The organism is Phycicoccus jejuensis (assembly GCF_000720925.1).
GTDB lineage: Bacteria > Actinomycetota > Actinomycetes > Actinomycetales > Dermatophilaceae > Phycicoccus > Phycicoccus jejuensis.
Genome location: NZ_JOEE01000017.1, coordinates 1 through 15137 on the forward strand (window position 1 = coordinate 1; position 15137 = coordinate 15137).

21 protein-coding genes are annotated in these 15137 nt (G+C 62.2%); 10 read left to right on the plus strand and 11 right to left on the minus strand.

Annotation, left to right across the window (positions count from 1 at the left end):
• The 10 genes from IG69_RS0119015 to IG69_RS0119065 all read left to right on the plus strand — a co-directional run.
• Positions 1-1085: DNA polymerase family A protein (locus tag IG69_RS0119015; RefSeq protein ID WP_281174750.1), on the plus strand; the 1085-nt coding region annotated here is incomplete at its 5' end.
• A gap of 4 nt (positions 1086-1089) precedes the next feature.
• Positions 1090-1587 carry an RNA polymerase sigma factor gene (locus tag IG69_RS0119020; protein ID WP_030529748.1) on the plus strand — a complete coding sequence of 166 codons (498 nt, stop codon included), beginning with the start codon at positions 1090-1092 and terminating at the stop codon, positions 1585-1587.
• A 21-nt stretch (positions 1588-1608) separates the two neighbouring features.
• A complete protein-coding gene (locus IG69_RS0119025) occupies positions 1609-1800 on the plus strand; it encodes a hypothetical protein (protein ID WP_030529749.1) in 192 nt (63 codons plus the stop codon).
• Positions 1801-1904: 104 nt separating this feature from the next.
• Positions 1905-3515, plus strand: coding sequence for a nucleoside triphosphate pyrophosphohydrolase family protein (locus IG69_RS22310; protein ID WP_157577734.1), 1611 nt, complete (start codon positions 1905-1907; stop codon positions 3513-3515).
• Between the two features lie 139 nt (positions 3516-3654).
• Complete coding sequence (locus IG69_RS0119040) at positions 3655-3915, plus strand: hypothetical protein (RefSeq protein WP_030529751.1); 261 nt, start codon at positions 3655-3657, stop codon at positions 3913-3915.
• Positions 3912-4217, plus strand: a complete 306-nt coding sequence (locus IG69_RS0119045; protein ID WP_030529752.1) for a hypothetical protein — start codon at positions 3912-3914, stop codon at positions 4215-4217. Before IG69_RS0119040 ends, IG69_RS0119045 begins: the two co-directional genes overlap by 4 nt.
• 275 nt (positions 4218-4492) lie before the next feature.
• Positions 4493-5620: a tyrosine-type recombinase/integrase gene (locus IG69_RS0119050; RefSeq protein ID WP_063739361.1), complete on the plus strand. Its 1128-nt coding sequence runs from the start codon at positions 4493-4495 to the stop codon at positions 5618-5620.
• 269 nt (positions 5621-5889) lie between these two features.
• Complete coding sequence (locus tag IG69_RS0119055; protein ID WP_030529754.1) at positions 5890-6366, plus strand: hypothetical protein; 477 nt, start codon at positions 5890-5892, stop codon at positions 6364-6366.
• Positions 6357-6536 (plus strand): hypothetical protein, encoded by a 180-nt coding sequence (locus IG69_RS22315; RefSeq protein ID WP_096772426.1) that lies wholly within the window; start codon positions 6357-6359, stop codon positions 6534-6536. The genes IG69_RS0119055 and IG69_RS22315 overlap by 10 nt, the downstream gene beginning before the upstream one ends.
• Before the next feature lie 150 nt (positions 6537-6686).
• A complete protein-coding gene (locus IG69_RS0119065; protein WP_030529755.1) occupies positions 6687-6884 on the plus strand; it encodes a hypothetical protein in 198 nt (65 codons plus the stop codon).
• Here the strand turns inward: IG69_RS0119065 and IG69_RS22320 are convergent.
• From IG69_RS22320 to IG69_RS22580, 11 genes are all read right to left on the minus strand, one after another.
• Entirely contained in the window at positions 6881-7279 is a 399-nt protein-coding gene (locus tag IG69_RS22320; RefSeq protein ID WP_157577735.1) for a hypothetical protein, read from the minus strand. The genes IG69_RS0119065 and IG69_RS22320 overlap by 4 nt on opposite strands.
• A 282-nt stretch (positions 7280-7561) precedes the next feature.
• Entirely contained in the window at positions 7562-7975 is a 414-nt protein-coding gene (locus IG69_RS0119070) for a helix-turn-helix domain-containing protein (protein ID WP_030529756.1), read from the minus strand.
• Positions 7976-8216: 241 nt separating this feature from the next.
• Positions 8217-8732, minus strand: a complete 516-nt coding sequence (locus IG69_RS21835) for a TIGR02594 family protein (protein WP_078625696.1) — start codon at positions 8730-8732, stop codon at positions 8217-8219.
• Between the two features lie 13 nt (positions 8733-8745).
• Entirely contained in the window at positions 8746-10071 is a 1326-nt protein-coding gene (locus IG69_RS0119075) for a metallophosphoesterase family protein (RefSeq protein ID WP_030529757.1), read from the minus strand.
• Between the two features lie 315 nt (positions 10072-10386).
• Positions 10387-10893 (minus strand): hypothetical protein, encoded by a 507-nt coding sequence (locus IG69_RS0119080; protein ID WP_030529758.1) that lies wholly within the window; start codon positions 10891-10893, stop codon positions 10387-10389.
• Positions 10890-11414, minus strand: a complete 525-nt coding sequence (locus tag IG69_RS0119085) for a lysozyme (protein ID WP_050513929.1) — start codon at positions 11412-11414, stop codon at positions 10890-10892. The genes IG69_RS0119080 and IG69_RS0119085 overlap by 4 nt, the downstream gene beginning before the upstream one ends.
• A 1-nt stretch (position 11415) precedes the next feature.
• Positions 11416-11640: a DUF7940 domain-containing protein gene (locus IG69_RS0119090; protein WP_030529760.1), complete on the minus strand. Its 225-nt coding sequence runs from the start codon at positions 11638-11640 to the stop codon at positions 11416-11418.
• Positions 11641-11712: 72 nt separating this feature from the next.
• Entirely contained in the window at positions 11713-12192 is a 480-nt protein-coding gene (locus IG69_RS0119095; protein WP_143395443.1) for a hypothetical protein, read from the minus strand.
• 26 nt (positions 12193-12218) lie between these two features.
• Positions 12219-13295: a hypothetical protein gene (locus IG69_RS0119100; RefSeq protein ID WP_030529762.1), complete on the minus strand. Its 1077-nt coding sequence runs from the start codon at positions 13293-13295 to the stop codon at positions 12219-12221.
• A 42-nt stretch (positions 13296-13337) separates the two neighbouring features.
• Positions 13338-14816 (minus strand): hypothetical protein, encoded by a 1479-nt coding sequence (locus IG69_RS0119105; RefSeq protein ID WP_124791623.1) that lies wholly within the window; start codon positions 14814-14816, stop codon positions 13338-13340.
• Positions 14813-15137 (minus strand): hypothetical protein (locus tag IG69_RS22580; RefSeq protein ID WP_169742107.1); only part of this gene is annotated, 325 nt, incomplete at its 5' end. The genes IG69_RS0119105 and IG69_RS22580, both read right to left, overlap by 4 nt.

Below are 15137 nucleotides of genomic sequence, written 5' to 3' on the forward strand. Positions count from 1 at the left end.
ACGTTCCGTTCGCCATCAAGTGCATCAAGGCCGGTTGGTCCCGGCAGGACATTGCTGCGATCTTCGGGCCGCCGATCTCGGTGGTCGCCGACTGTCTGCGCGGCATGCTCATGGCCCCCGAGGGCCGGGTGCTGCGCTCGCGTGACTTGACCGGCATCGAGGCCCGCACCCTGCCCTGGCTGGCTGGCGCGCACGAAGCTATCGCGGCGTTCTTCGAGTTCGATAAGGGTAACGGCCCCGACAACTACAAGGTCGCGGCCTCGCAGATTTACAACATCCCGGTCGCAGAGGTCAGCAAGGATCAGCGCCAGGTCGGCAAGGTCGCCGTGCTCGCGCTCGGCTTCGGCGGTGGCGCGTCGGCGTTCGCCAACATGGCGAAGGTCTACCGCGTCGACCTGGCGCTCATCTTCGACACGGTGTGGGCCGTCACGTCGCCGGACAACCGGGATCGCGCGCTCGAAGGCTGGAAGGATCGCGGCCGGAAGTCGGGCATCAAGAAGAAGGCCTGGCTCGCGGCCGAGATGGTCAAGCTCACCTGGCGCGAGAACAATCCGGAGATCGTGCAGTTCTGGTACGACCTCGAAGAGGCGGCGATCAACGCGGTGGAGAACCCCGGCCAGAAGTTCAAGGCGGGCGAGTTCATCACGTTCAACATGACCGGCTCGTTCCTCCGCTGCAAGCTGCCGAGTGGCCGTTCGATCTTCTATCCGTATCCGCGTGTCGAGTGGAAGCCGACCCCGTGGGGCAAGTCGAAGCGCACGCTGATCTTCAAGGCGAACGACAGCTTCACCCGCAAGTGGTCCGACCAGCACTACTACGGCGGGCTCGGCGCGGAGAACGTCACGCAGGCCGCAGCTCGCGACGTGATGGCGAACGCGATCATGAACACCGAAGCCGCAGGCTACGAGAACGTGCTGAGCGTCCACGACGAAGGCGTTGCCGAGACCGACGAGGACTTCGGCAGCGAGGACGAGTTCCACGAAATCTTCACCACCCCGCCTGTGTGGGCTCTGCCGAAAGGCAACCGGCTCGGGCTCCCCATCGCGGCCAGCGGTTGGTCCGATGATCGCTACAAGAAGGAATGACGGCATGGATCAATTCGAACAGGGCGTGTGGGCATCGCGGCGCTTGCTCAAGAACTACGCGCTCAAAAACATCGGCCATGCCGACGACGCGGACGATCTGGTCTCGCAGACGATGGTCAACGCGCTCGCCAACCGGAAGCGCTTCGACGGCCGCAATCTGGAAGGCTGGTTGATGACGATCCTGAAGAACCTGATCCGTGATCGGTTCAACAAGGGCTACCGCAAGCAGAAGGGCGGTGGCCCGCGCCTGCAACGGCTGACCTATACGGGCGAGCTGGATTACGCGGACCATATCGTTGCGCCGGAGAACCCGGAGCGCGCGATGATCCTGGCCGAGGCGTGGGATGCTTTGCTCGATCTCCCCGACGCGCAGGCGGATGCCGTTGTGCTCGCAGGGATCGGCTGCACGTATCAGGAGATGCAGGAGATAACCGGCGTCGCGATGGGGACGGTCAAGTCTCGCGTCCATCGCGCCCGTGAAGCGCTCGCCGGAGCGTTGTGAACTTCAAACAGGAGGACCCCCATGTCTACGTTCGTCTATGTGCAAGGCCTGAAAGGACCGGAGCCCCAGGTCTGGCACGAAAAGCCGTTCAGCGCCGCAGGCAGGCCGCCTGTGCCGCTGCAAGAACATGAGCTGACCGAGAAGATCGGGAAGCTCACCGTCTCCGAACTCGCGATCCTCTATCCGTACAAGGGAGCCTACGATGTCACCTGAAGACAAGGCCAAAGGGGCTCCGTGCCGATCTGATCGCCTTTGCGAAGACCGGCGCTCCGCCTGCGCCTCCCACCTTGACGCACTCTGAGGTCAAGGCGCTCTTGGTGAAGCTGCGCGACGCGTACCCCGACAGGCTCCACGTTGTCACGGCCGTCAGGGTCCACGGAAAGGCCAACCGGCTGACCGACGTGAAGCCGGAAGACCTCCCGGCCGTCGCGGAGTTCGCCCGCAAGAAACTGGCCGAGTTGCCGCAACGCCTCGAACCGTCCGAGGTCGCGAACGCGCTGCGCGACCGCGAGGCGTCCTTCAACGAGGACGTTCTGCCCGCAGACGCCAAGCCGCTCGCGCCGCGCGAACTGTACGGCGAACAGATGCGTCCGTCGTCGCGCGCCCTGCCCCGCATGCAGGAGCAGCGTCCGTGGATCGGCACGCCGTACATCGACCCGCGTGTCAACGAGGACGATGACCTGTTCACGGCTGGCGACGTTCCGCCCTCGGCGTCGATGTTCGTGACGCGCGCACAGGCCGAGAAGGCGCTTGACGTGTGGAATCGGAAGAAGGGCGCGCTGAAGCTTGGCCCCGCTCGCTGCATCGAGGGTAACCGTCGTCTAACGGTCGGCAAGACGTACAACATCGTCGGCTTCCACAACGGATACGCTGTTCTCGAAAACGACGACTACAACAAGGGCGAGAGCGGGGGATGGGACTTTCGTCGCTTCGAGCAGGGCCGTCCTGCAAGCCTGAACGCATGGGCGCAGGAAGTCCATGCGGCCAACGCGCACTGGTGGCACGATCCGGCGACCGGCGAAAAGCTCAACCGCAACATGGGCGAGATGCTCATGCTCGTCGTGTCCGAGCTGGCGGAGTGTATGGAAGGTGAGCGCAAGAACTTGATGGACGACCATCTGCCGAAGCGGAAGATGGCGGAAGTCGAGTTGGCCGACGCTGTCATTCGCATCGGGGACATCCTCGGTAGCATTCCGCTCTCGTCGTCGTTCAACTTCAAGACCCCTGTCGACGATCTCCCGGCCAACAAGGGTCAGGCGTTGCTCCGCATCAGCCGCATGGTGACGAACGTCAACCGGGCAATGTCGAATCGCGATCGCGCGTTGCGGCTGATCCACGCCATCGCGTTGATCGAAGGGTACGCGAAGCAGCACGGCTACGACCTGTGGACCGCTGTCGCCGAGAAGCGCGAGTACAACAAGCATCGCGCGGACCACAAGCCGGAAGCGCCTGGCTGCCAACGGGAAGAAGTTCTGATGGCCGCCATCGACCCGACAACCGCGCTGCGCCTCTTCCGCGAGTTCGTCAATCAGAACACGACGCAGTGGAGGCTCGGCGCGGGCTCCCACCATCACCCCATGTGGGCTCTCGTCGCCGAGACGCTTGGCGATCAGAACTCGAAGTCGCTCAGCCCCACGGAGAACAAGTTCGTGTGGGCGGAGAATCGCAAGCCTCTCGGAAAGGAACCTATGCAGGTCCACGGCACTATCAAGGAAGCGGTCTTCTACAACGATACGGCCAGCGATCCGACGCATGCGCCTTGCGTCAAAGGCCCTGTCTACGGCGACACCAAGGGTCGCTTCATCGACGGCGAGCCGATCACCACAAGCCGCATCGAAGAGATGTTCTTCGACCAACACGGCGACGTGATCGTCAAGACCCGCTTCTCGGTCTACCGCGTCTACTTCAAACGCGTGGAGACAGACTGATGCGGAGCTTCAAGCAATGCGCCGTGGCGATCCTGAAGGGGACCGCCATTGGCATCGTAGGCGGTGTCTCCCTCGGATGCGGCCTGATGATCGCGGTCAAGATTCTCATCGTCGTCGCTAACCTTATTGGGTTTGGTCAATGAAGTCGTTTCTCTTCGAACTGCGGGAAGCCTCGAAGGCCTGTCCCGACATCCTGATCCGCAAGATGTTGAAGGACATCGCCGACGAGATCGGCGGCCTGATCGTCGAGCTGGTGAAGTGCCCGAGCACCGAGACCATGAAGCAGCTCAACGCCGCATGGGTGCGAGGCGTCAACGTCCTGGCGAAGGCCTACCCCACCCCCGACAACAATCCGCGCAGCGGGGCCGGTACGGTCGAGCAGGAAAGGCTGGCGGCATGAACTTCTACGATCAGGCTCTCATCCTGACCTACGGTAGCGTGGCCGCCCTGCTCTGCATCGTGGCCTGGGACCTTCACGCCAAGCGCCGCCTGCGCCTGGTGGCGGTGCGCCGGAAGGCTCTCGACGACGCCTACGACGCGCTGGCGAGCGCCGAGGACATCGCAGGCAGGGCGGTCGACAATATGCTGAACGAACCGCCGTCGCCCTCTCGGGACTCGCATATCGAACGGTGCAAGCAACGGGCATACTTCTACGGCCGGGCCAAGTCGTTCGTGGCGTCGATCCCTGTGGACAGACTGTAAGGTCTGTGATATTACCCGCCGACCAGATCGCCCCTCGCGGCCTGACGAAGGAACACGCGGCAGCCTATTGCGGGTGCAGCACCGACGCCTTCGACACCTGGGTCAAGAGGGGTATTGTGCCGGGGGCGATCCCCGGCACGCAGCGGTGGGACCGCAAGGCGATTGATTGGTATCTGGACCGGGCTTCCGGTCTGCCTACCGAAAAGACCGTCTCGGGCGATCCCCTCGCAGACTGGCAGGCTTCCAGGCGGAGGGCTGTCAGCTAGGAGAGCGTGATGCGCGTAGACCTGTTCGGCCTGTTCTGGTCCGACGCCAAGATCGGCGGCGGCAAGAAGCGTCGGTACTACTACGCGTGGAAGGGCGGCCCCCGCATCAAGGCGAAGTACGGCACGCCCGCATTCATCACCGAGTTCAACGAGCACATAGCGAGCAAGAAGACCGTGTCAGACGCCACGGTCTTCGCGCTCATCGTCGAGTTCAAAGCGTCGTCCGAGTACCGAGTGCTCAGCGACAAGACGAAGAAAGACTACCTCCGTTACATCGCCCTCATCGAGCAAGAGTTCGGCACGATGCCGATTGCGGCCGTCGAACAGAAGGGCGCGCGTGGCGTCTTCAAGACCTGGCGCGATGGGTTCGCAGACAAGCCTCGCAAGGCCGACTATGCGTGGACCGTGCTCGCCCGCATCTTCTCCGTCGCCAAGGATCGCGGACGCATCAGCGTCAATCCCTGCGAGCGCGGCGGCCGTCTCTACGAGGGCGGGGATCGCCTCGACAAGATATGGTCCGAAGCGCAGCTCGGGCTCATGATCGAGAAAGCCCCGGAGCGGATCGTCGACGCGCTCATGCTCGCGATCTGGACCGGCCAGCGGGAGGGCGATCTGATCCGCCTGCGCTGGTCGGATTACGACGGAACCTACATCAGGCTCACGCAGCGCAAGACCATACGCCACGGCAAGGTCGCCAAGGCCAAGCGGGTCACCATCCCTGTCAGCCCCGTGCTCAAGACCTACCTCGACTCCATGAAGCGGGTCGGGCCGCTGGTGCTGACCAACTCTCGGGCCAAGCCGTGGACAGAGGACGGCTTCCGGTCGTCCTGGGGCGACGCCCTGATCGACGTGGGGATCAACGAGGACTTGACGTTCCACGATCTGCGCGGCTCAGCGGTGGTGCGCCTGGCGCTCGCCGAATGCACAGTGCCGGAGATCGCCACGTTCACCGGCCACAGCCTGAAGGACGTGGAGCACATTCTGGACCGGCACTACCTCGGGCGCGATCTGCGCCTGGCGGAGAGCGCGATGGCGAAGCTCGCTGGCATGTTTGCGTCAGGAGCTTGTAAGGTCGAGGGGAACGAACCGGGCTCGTTTACGTCAAAGACTGTTCAAAGACCCGCTGACAGGTTCTAGTTTTGATCTCGCGAAGGGCTGCCAACCTATTGATTTGATTGGTGGGCGCACCAGGGCTCGAACCTGGGACCCGCTGATTAAGAGTCCGAAGCTTATTCAATGTTTTCAATGGGGTTGGTCTCAAAGACCCCGAGGACCCCACCACAATTCCACCAATGGCTTAGGATCGGAAATCAAAGAAAACGCTTTGCTCGGCCTGTAAGGTATGATAGGTGACGAGCGTCTACCGGCCGCTGAGCGGCATATAGCTGAGTCGAGGGGAATGACAGATGGAACGACCGAAAGTAGATGCGAATATTGCTACCGGGCTGGACCTCGACCAGTGGGCCTTGCACGTCGGCACGATGCCGCGCAGGCCCGGCGAGACCGATGAGACCTTGCGCAAGCGTGTCCTGCACGCCGCCGCATACCGTTGGCCCGGCGACGGCAAGACTGAGGCGGAACGTAGCTCAGACCCCGCGCTGCGCGCCGTTGCGGTCGAGATCGTCGAGCGTTGGAAGCAAGAGCGCGGTATGCCCTACCTGTCGGCCAACGCCTGCCTGTCGCTCGCCGGGAAGATCGAGGCGGCCCTGGGTGCCGTCGACTACAAGACGCTCCTGTGGAAGTACCTGAACCACGTAGGGGTCGAAGAGAGCGTGACGTACGTTGCGCGGCCGAGCGCCAAGCACCGCTTCACTGAGCGCGAGCTGGCGGCCCTATACGAGATCGAGGATATGCCGAGGCCGGAGGGGCCGGAGTGGAAGTGACCAACCCCGTGATCCGGAAGCTCGAAGAGCTGGAAGCCTACGAGCGCGCCGGGCGTGAAGCCAAGCAGCGCATCTACGAGGCGTTCGCCGAGCTGGCGCTGCGGCAGATCATGGACATACGCGAGATGTCCTACGAGGAATGGTTGGAGCGCTACGGGGGTGGACGATGAAAATGGTCGAGAACATCACGCAGGCCATCCTGTCGCCTTCGAGCGAGCCTCGCTGGCCTTGCCCTGGCAGCTCTAGGGACAGATGCCAGCACTGCGGCGGCTGGATCAGCCTGGGGCACGCACGCGGGTCATCTTGCAGGGAAGAAGCCGATGCTGCACTTCGTGCGCTTCAAGGACGACCGATATCTGAACGCCGTTAAGACGTTCGGCCGACCGGACTTCGTCCATCGGTTCTGGGATCACCGTGCCGTCGCGGAGGTCATGCCGGGCGACACGGTCGTATTCGCTGAAGGCGATGAGCATCAAGCCGTGGTGACCCACAGCTACGACGACAGCGCGTTCTTTTAGATGTCTCGGGCGTCGGTCTTGGGAGGGATGGAGCAGGTAAAGGTGCAGGCGTGCGGGAACCGATAGCTTAGTTCCGTCGCTATGGCTTTGTCGCCATATATCAGCCTGTGGATCGGCGCGGGCGGGTCGATAACCCACCCGATCAAGAACGCGGCGATGGCTGCCAGAAGAAGCTTCGCGCCTCTTCGTCGGGAGCTGTTCTTGGTGAGTGCGATGGCCTGATCCGCAATTACGCACTTCGCGTCGTTCAGTTCATGTTCTAATTCAAGGATGATCTCGCGTGCTTTGGAAGATTCCGCGAGCAAAGAGGGTGGGTCGATCAGCGAAGGATCGACGTTGGGATCATTGGCGTTGAGAGGGAAAAGAACTACTTCGGCCATCACTCTGTTTTCCACACTAGGATTCTTGTTTTTGGAACTCCGGTCGGTGCATTTGCGCGCCTCCTAAAGTGACGAAATGTAAATCAGCTTGTCGGATGTTTCGCAACACAGAACAATTACGGGTAGTTAACAGGAAAAAGAAACGGCGGCTCAAAGCCGCCGCGTGTTGCCGTCGTGCATCAATCAATGGGCGCTACGATCCAAACAACCACCCGCTAAGCCATCCCGCAGCCGCAACAACGTTCATCCCCACGAACGCCGTGAGCAGCACAACCCCCATCAATATTAGAATACCCTTCACGACGCAGAGCGCTTCGTCGACGACTGTTGTTGCGCTTTGCGTACGAGCTGAAGGATTTGCAACCCCGTCTCGGCGTCGACCTCGGCGTCGACAACGATGCGCGTCTTCCCGTCGAGCGTGCTGGTAGCCTGCGCGAACTGCGGGACCGATCCGCCCTCACCAGGCGCAGGGGCGATCAGCTCTTCAGGCTTCACGCCGAGCGCCTTGGCGATCAGCATCAGGTTGCGTTGGGTCGGCTCGTTCTCACCACGGATATAGGCCGTGGGAATATGCCTGCCGATGGTCACGCCCTTCGGGGCATGCCGCTCCATCTCGCGCGCCAGGTCAGCGCCGCTCCACCCCTTGCCCAACATCAGCCGTTCGACCTTCTTGCCGAACTGCGCTATCCGCTCTTTGTCTGCGGCCGTCATACCTCTACGCACAATACGTCTCCTGTCTCTTCGCCTAAATGCGGCGCTTTGTTTATTCTCGAAATGCAAGTTCTCACAGGGGCCGTAATACTACGGAGGCCTGTTAGGTGTCAAACACGACCGAAACCTAACACGGTTTCCGAGCTAGGCGGGAGTAGAACAAATACGGAAAAAGGCCCTCCCGACTGCTCGGGAGGGCCTAATAGACTTTTGGGTTACCGCCTGGGAGCCGTTGAGGCTGTCAGTCTGGAACCACGTACATTGCGATGCGTCTTGCCGGGTAGACCGTCTCGCGGACCCTGCCCTGGTTGTTCCCAGAGACGAGGATCGGGTTGCCTGCCTGGTCTACGCCCGAGACGATCCCAACGTGGCCGCCACCCCTACGGGCCATCACGGCGATTGCGCCGGGTTGCGGCCCAGATACGCGGCGGCCGTAGCGTGCGAACGAGAACGCCAGGTCGGAGTTCGTGCCGGTGTGGCCGGTGGCCCTCAGCACGTAGTTGACGAAGCGAGCGCACCAGAGATTGGCCCGGCCGTAGATCGCGCCGTTGCCTACCTGGCTGCGAGCTTCAGCAACGAGCGAACTGCCGCCGTGACCAAATAGACTGAAAATGGAATCGGTTGAACGGGCGACACGTACGTCGTGGCGAGCAACGGTATGATGTCGAGCATGATGGCTCCTGTGATGGGGTCGCGCTTCGGCGGAAGTCGCGAAGAGGCACAGCGCGGCAAGCGCCGCGCCGATCAGCTTGCGCATAACGTCTCCTGGGTCAGAGATCAGGCGACGGAAGGATCAGGCCGCCTGTGGGTGAGTAGATCGAGCCCTCTTCGGGCCGACCCACGATGATGGGCTGTTCACGGAGCAGCCCGAGGCGCTCATGCAGAACGACGAAGTTCTGAGACGCGGGCTCCGCGTCGGCGCGAATGCTCTTGGCGAACTCGCTGAAGCCGATCAGCGATCCGTTCGCAAAGCCCCACGGCGTAACGAGCCGCGTGTGGAAGTGTCCGCTGAAGATGAACTTGACCGGCCTGCGCTGTTGCGCCTCGGTCAGCATCACCTTCTTGTGGCCCTTCACGATGTTCGCTGCGGGGCCGATGAAGCCGGTGCCCCCGCCTGCGCTCATGCGGTCGCCGTGCGTGAGCAGCGTCGGCCACCCGACGATGTCGAAGTACGCGTCGAACGCCCTGGTCGAATAGAACTTGAAGTTCGGATAGTTCTTCAGCGACATCTCGACGAAGTCGAAGACGAGCGTGTCATACGACTGAAGGGCTGCGAGCTTTGCGCGCGGCTTGCCAGGCGTCGAGCGGCCGTGATTGCCGGGCACGCCGATGACGATGATCTCGACATCGTGGCCCCAATGCTCTTTCAGTTCGAGCGACCAACGGAGCGCGCCGCTCGCGATGTTCTGCGAGGCCGCTTTGCACTGTTCGTACGCGGTGCCGTAGTCGGTCTCCGCCAGCTCGGGATGCAGACCGTGGCCGCTGATGAGATCGCCGCCGAGCAACAGATAGATTCTGAAAGGCGCTCCGTCTGAGCGCGGCCAGGATGAGGTCGTCAGGATCGAGGCCGTCTCGAACAACCGGCCGAAGCGCTTCCGCGCGATGTCACGGTCGAACATGTTGACGCCCATCATCTCTTCGAGGTTCACGACCTCGCCGTCATGGGTGTCGGACAGATGCAGGATGGCAGCCTGTCGGCCACGCTCGCCTTGCTGGAAGACCCAGGGCTTGCATATCGGCTCGACCGGCTCGAACGATAAGCCGAGGATCGAGGCGCGGTGATCCTCAGCGGCGACCAGACGGGCAGTCAGGTCTTTGAGCTGGCGCTTCAGGGCCTTCTCGTTCTGCTCGAAACGGTGCTTCTCCGCCAGGTCGAGCCGGACGGGCTCGGGCGCAGGCGGGGGCGTGAGCGGCAGCAAGGAGTCGACAGGGACAGCCTCGGCGGCTGACACGGCCTTGGTGACGACGCCTGCGGCCTTGAGCATCTTGCGGACGTGATCGCGCGTCAGACCCATCGCGTCGGCTGTTGCCTGCAAGTCCTTCAGCTCGACGTACTTGGCGAAAATCTCGTTCCGCCGTTTCAGGTTAACGGTCAAAGGGGGTGGTCCTCATGGGTTCGGGACTGTAAGGTCTGCTATCTCACAGACCTATCGGTTCCGTCAATTAAATGGCAGTCCACACGAAAAGAGGCCCGCAGCCGGTCAGGACTGCGGGCCGCCTCGGGGTCTCCGGCAGGTATCCCGTCTGCGCCGGATCACTTCGACTGATAGGCGTTACGCTGATCGGCGAAGCACTCACGGGCCGCAGCGTTGTATTCGTGCTGCTCGACCATCGCGGCTTGAGTTCGCCTCAGAACGACGCGCCTCATGATCGGCTTGCCGTGTGCGTCGACGACACCAGGGATCGGAACGTCAACGATCAATCGTTCGCATTCGGAGGGCAGGTCGACTGCCTGCTTTGGACTTAGCGTCCTTGTGTCGCTCGATGTCACGCAGCCACCGAGCGTCAGAGTCGTCAGTGTACTCAGGAGGACAGGCAGGCTTGCCCGTCGCGGCCTGTAGAAGCTGTTGGTCCTCATAGTCCTTGACCATCTGTTCGAGTTGATCTTTGCGGGAGCTGACCTCGGACAAGCTCTTGTCGGCTTTCGCCTGCATGTCAGCTTGGATGAGCGCGTCGCGCTTCTGGCGATCCAGCTCAGCTTGCTTCTCGGCGTCGTCCCACTTCCTTTGCCACGCGGCGTCCTTCGCCTTCACGGCCTCGACGAGATTGCCGTGTTCATGCCAGACGCCGATCCAGAACAGGCAGAACCCGGCGACGAGCGCCGCGCCTACTGGCGTGGAGATGAAGTCGCAGAAGCCCTTCCAGAGCTTACCGCCGATCAGGCTGATGGCTTGCCAGGTCAGCCAGGCCGGGATCATTCGATCCTCCCGGCCTTCGCTGCGGGAATGCCGTCACTGCACAGCGCGATCTCGTCGATGCGCCGGTTGAGCAGGCCTTGACGGAAGCGGCCCCCAGAGAGGGTGTACTTACGCATGCCTTCGCAGGCAGCCTCGTACTCGCGCTTGTTCAGAAGCTCGACGGTGCTCGAATGGCAGAACCGATATTCGCCGACGTTGTAGTTGAAGTCGATGAACGAGGCGAGCATCTTGGCCGAGATCGGCACGTAGATGCACGACACGGCGCTATTGGCATAGCGGACGAGCTTCTTCGAGAGCATCTGCGTACACTCTCGCGGAGTGAAACGCTGCCCCACTTTCACGGGGCCTTCAGTCTCGCCGTAGCACCAGGTGACCGGCTTGCCCGTTCCGATCTGGTCGATCTTCGCGGTGTACCAGACGCCTTCGTGCTTCTGCACGCTCGGGATGGCGATGGGGATAGCGGCGGCGATCAGTGCGGCGACCGACATGCCCCCGACGAGTTGGCGCTTTGTGGGTGCCATGTCAGTCTTCCTTTTCTTGGGCGATGAATCTCGATGCGAGTGCGCCCACCGTGCAGACGAGCGTGAGCACCGAGAAAAGGTTGTAGTTGAAGAAGGTCTCGTATCTCGGCAGCACTGCGTTCGCGCCTTCGAACAGACACGACAGGCCGAGGAAGCGCACAGACCAAGAGCGCTTCACCACCCATCGCCAGTCGGCGACGAGCCGAGCTTCTATTTGCTTGAACATGGGTGATCCTTGAATGCAGAACGGCCGCCCCGAGGGACGGCCGTTTCTGCGACTGATAGAGCTGAGAGGCTGTTAGTGCAGCGCCCCTGCGGCCCGGAAGAACGCGTCGATATCCAGCGGCGTCATGTTCTGTGACGTGCAGAAAATCTTCACCATCGGATGATTGCGCTCCACGGTCTGTCCGCCGAGCAGGTGCATGCGGGCATCGAACGCGTCGTTCGCCGACATCGCCGCAACCACCGTCTCGATCTTCGCGGGCAGCGTGCGCCGGTTGTCATAGACCGCGAGCGCTTCGTCCTGCGTGATGATCCCCGCGATGGCGAGCTGTTGGAAGAACTGACGGAGCGAGATGTCGCCGCAGGGCCAGCCGTACGGGACGAGCTGCGCGCGGATCGTGTCCTCCGTCTGGTTGGCCGCGCCGTTACCCGGCCAGGGCGACGGCACCAGCCCCATCGACTGCCACGCCTGGAAGGCGGCGTCGCTCGCCGCGACGAGTGACATCGTAGCGGTGCTGTAGATGCGACCGTCTTCCGACAGGAAGTACCAGTTCATCGGGTTGAAAGGGGTAGAAAACAAGGTCATGAGAAGGTAGCTCCTGAAGCGAGAACGCCAGCGGTGCTGCCGGGGATTGTCTTGCCGCCCGTGAGGAACGCACCGCTCTGATAACCGTAGTAGGCAGGGCCGGTCGCCGTTCCGCTGAAGCCGCCGACCAGATAGACCGAGCCAACCGCTCCGGCGTATATGGTGCCGACCGAGAACGCCGGGGTGCCGACCAACGTCACCGTGCAACTTGTCTGCACCGAAACGCTTCCGCCAACCTGCGCCGAGAGCGCCGAGGCACTGTTGCCCTGAATGTTGACGTTGCCGTTGATATTGACCGAGCCGCCGCTGACGCCGTTGATATGATAGTTCGGCGAGGTAGCACCGAACTGCGCCGTCACGTTGCTCATCGAGATCGTGCCGGTGTACGCAGCCTGGATCAACTGCATGTCGGTGCGCGTGGTATAGACGGTGAGACCACGCAAGTTCAGAGCAGCACCACCCGCGTAAACGAGCGCGGAGTAGCCGGTGAGCGTCGGCGGGGCCTGGATGACGTAGGCCGACTGGTTCGCCGGATCACCAACGATGTTGACGCCGGTCATCGGGGCGACGACGGTGACAAACCCGACATACGTTCCGGGGTTGCCGAGCTGAATATTCAGGATTTTGCCGCCGAGCGACCAGATGTTCTGCGCGTAATTGAGCGCGGCCTGGATCGTAGCGAACGCCTTGGCGGACGTATTCGCGGAGCCGTCAGCCGTTGCGTCGTTGCCGTCCGTCCGAACGTAAAGCGTCGGGTTGCCATACGGCACCGTGCCAACAGTCGGCGTGCCGCCTCCACCGCCGCCCATGTTCGCTTGGATCATGGACAGCACGGCCTGATAGACCATCGTGTCCGTGGCGTCGTCGAGCGTGACGCCTGCTTGGCGCACAAGGTAGCGGAGGTTGCCGATGAAGACGTTGAAGAAGTCGGCCGTCGCGAACGTGCCGTCCTTCGCGCCAGCGGCCGAACAGTTCTTGAACCACGTATCAGTGCCCGCACTGGCCTTCGGGTCGGCAGGCGGGCGCGCGGTCGAATAGTTCGGGCCTTGCGGCCCAAACGCTGTACCAGTCATGTGATGGTGTCTCCTGGGGAATTGTTTTGGGGAGGCGCGGTCTTAATGAACCGAGCCCGCTACCCAAACGTTGTAGGCGAACGCCGAGCCCGAGCTGACCGAACCCGCTGGCGTGACGTAGTGGTATCCTTCCGTGAACGGACTCAGCGCTACGCGCGTCGAAAGAGGCAGCACACGGCCGCTGCCGTCTGTGTTAGCCGTTGACGCGTAGCCGGTCTGCGAGTTGTCGAGAAACACAAGCAGCGAAGCGATCAAACCAGCGGTCGACGAGTAGTAGCCCCCCGATACGCTGAAATCTCCGCCCTCATCTGCCCACGCCAAAAACTCACAGCGCGACGGCCCAGCCAGCTCTTGCGGCGTAGCGTTGAGCCCCACACTGCTGCCTGTCTGCGCCCCCGTCATCCGCAGCGGCGGTCGATTGAACCACGACCGAACAAAACGTTGGGAGCTAGTGTCCGTCCACGCAGGACCAGCGATGGGGCGGGCCATGCCGACAAGGGTCTTCGTGTTGTCGCCGGTCATGATCTCAACGCCCTCGTTACCGGCTGTGGTGTCGGTAGAGTGTCCGTTCGTCGACGCTACGAGAGCGTTGACTGTGCCGCCGCTTTGCGTGGCGTAGATGTAGTAAAGCGTTCCAGCGGTCAGCCCGGTCGCCGCGAGCGTGACACCCGCTGACGGAATGATGCAGGGTGTGCCCGCTACCGTCAGATACTTGCCTCGAAAACGGTTGAGCGAGAGATTGCCGCCGTTGAGCGAGAGACGGCACTGCCCGAGCACCGGCTGCACGACTCCCGCCACGCTGATGTTGGTGAGCTGCGAACCGTCGACAGCGGGCAGCTTACCAGTCGTGGCGTCGAGCTGAACGACGTTGCCAGCCGCCACGCCTACGTTCTTCGTCGCAGCCGTTCCGAGCCCCGAGACTTGCGTCGATGCGATGCCAGTCAGCTTAGACCCGTCGATAGCAGGGAGTTTGCTATCCGAGCCAAGCTGCACGATCTGGTTGGCACCAGTACCGACATTCAGGAACGCGGCCGAACCCAACGCTGGCTTGCCGTTCAGGTCGGCATAGTTGCCAGTGAACGCCACGTTCATCAGCTTTACGTTCTGCTGGAACTGCAAAACCTGCGAGGGAGACAACGTCTGATTCTTGTCGAACCGGACGCAAGCATTGATCTGGCCGGTAAGCGTCGTCCACACCTGGGGATCGTCGTTGATGGCAGCCGCGAGCTGCGCGACCGTCTGAAGGTTTCCTGGCGCACCCTCCCCGATTACGCCGAGAATGCCTTGGTGCAGGGCGTTCACGCTGCCAGGAGGCAAGCCCGCTGCGCCACCCTGGGATACGACGTACTCAAGATTGGAGATGATGCGGTTGTAGAAAGCCGCATCGAGCACCGTACCGTCTGACATACCGGGCGCTGACGCGTCCTTCACATACGTCTGTTGCGCGCCGTAGCGCTGGCGCTGCGTGCCATCAGGCAATGCAGTCGCAGCGTTGGCGTTCTGAGGTCCGAAAAGACTCATGGCTGAAGAATTTCCACGTTCAACACGGTGTGTGCGGGCTTGATGCGGTTGAGAAAGCACAGCACGAACGTCGGCGTGTCGCCGACCGTGTTATCGTTGCAGATGGGTGTTCCGCCGATCTCACCATCGGCATTCGGGAAGGTGATGTTGCCCGCCATCAGACAACCGGCCTGACTGCCCGGATCGGTGTTCGGCGCTGCGGCTGCTTGCGCGGCTTGCGCCGCTTGCGAGGCCGCCAGGTCGACAGTCACCGTCCACACGAACGCGTGCCCCCACTCACTGTAGTTTCCGTTGTCGTCATACGCGCCAGCGGTGTGCAGC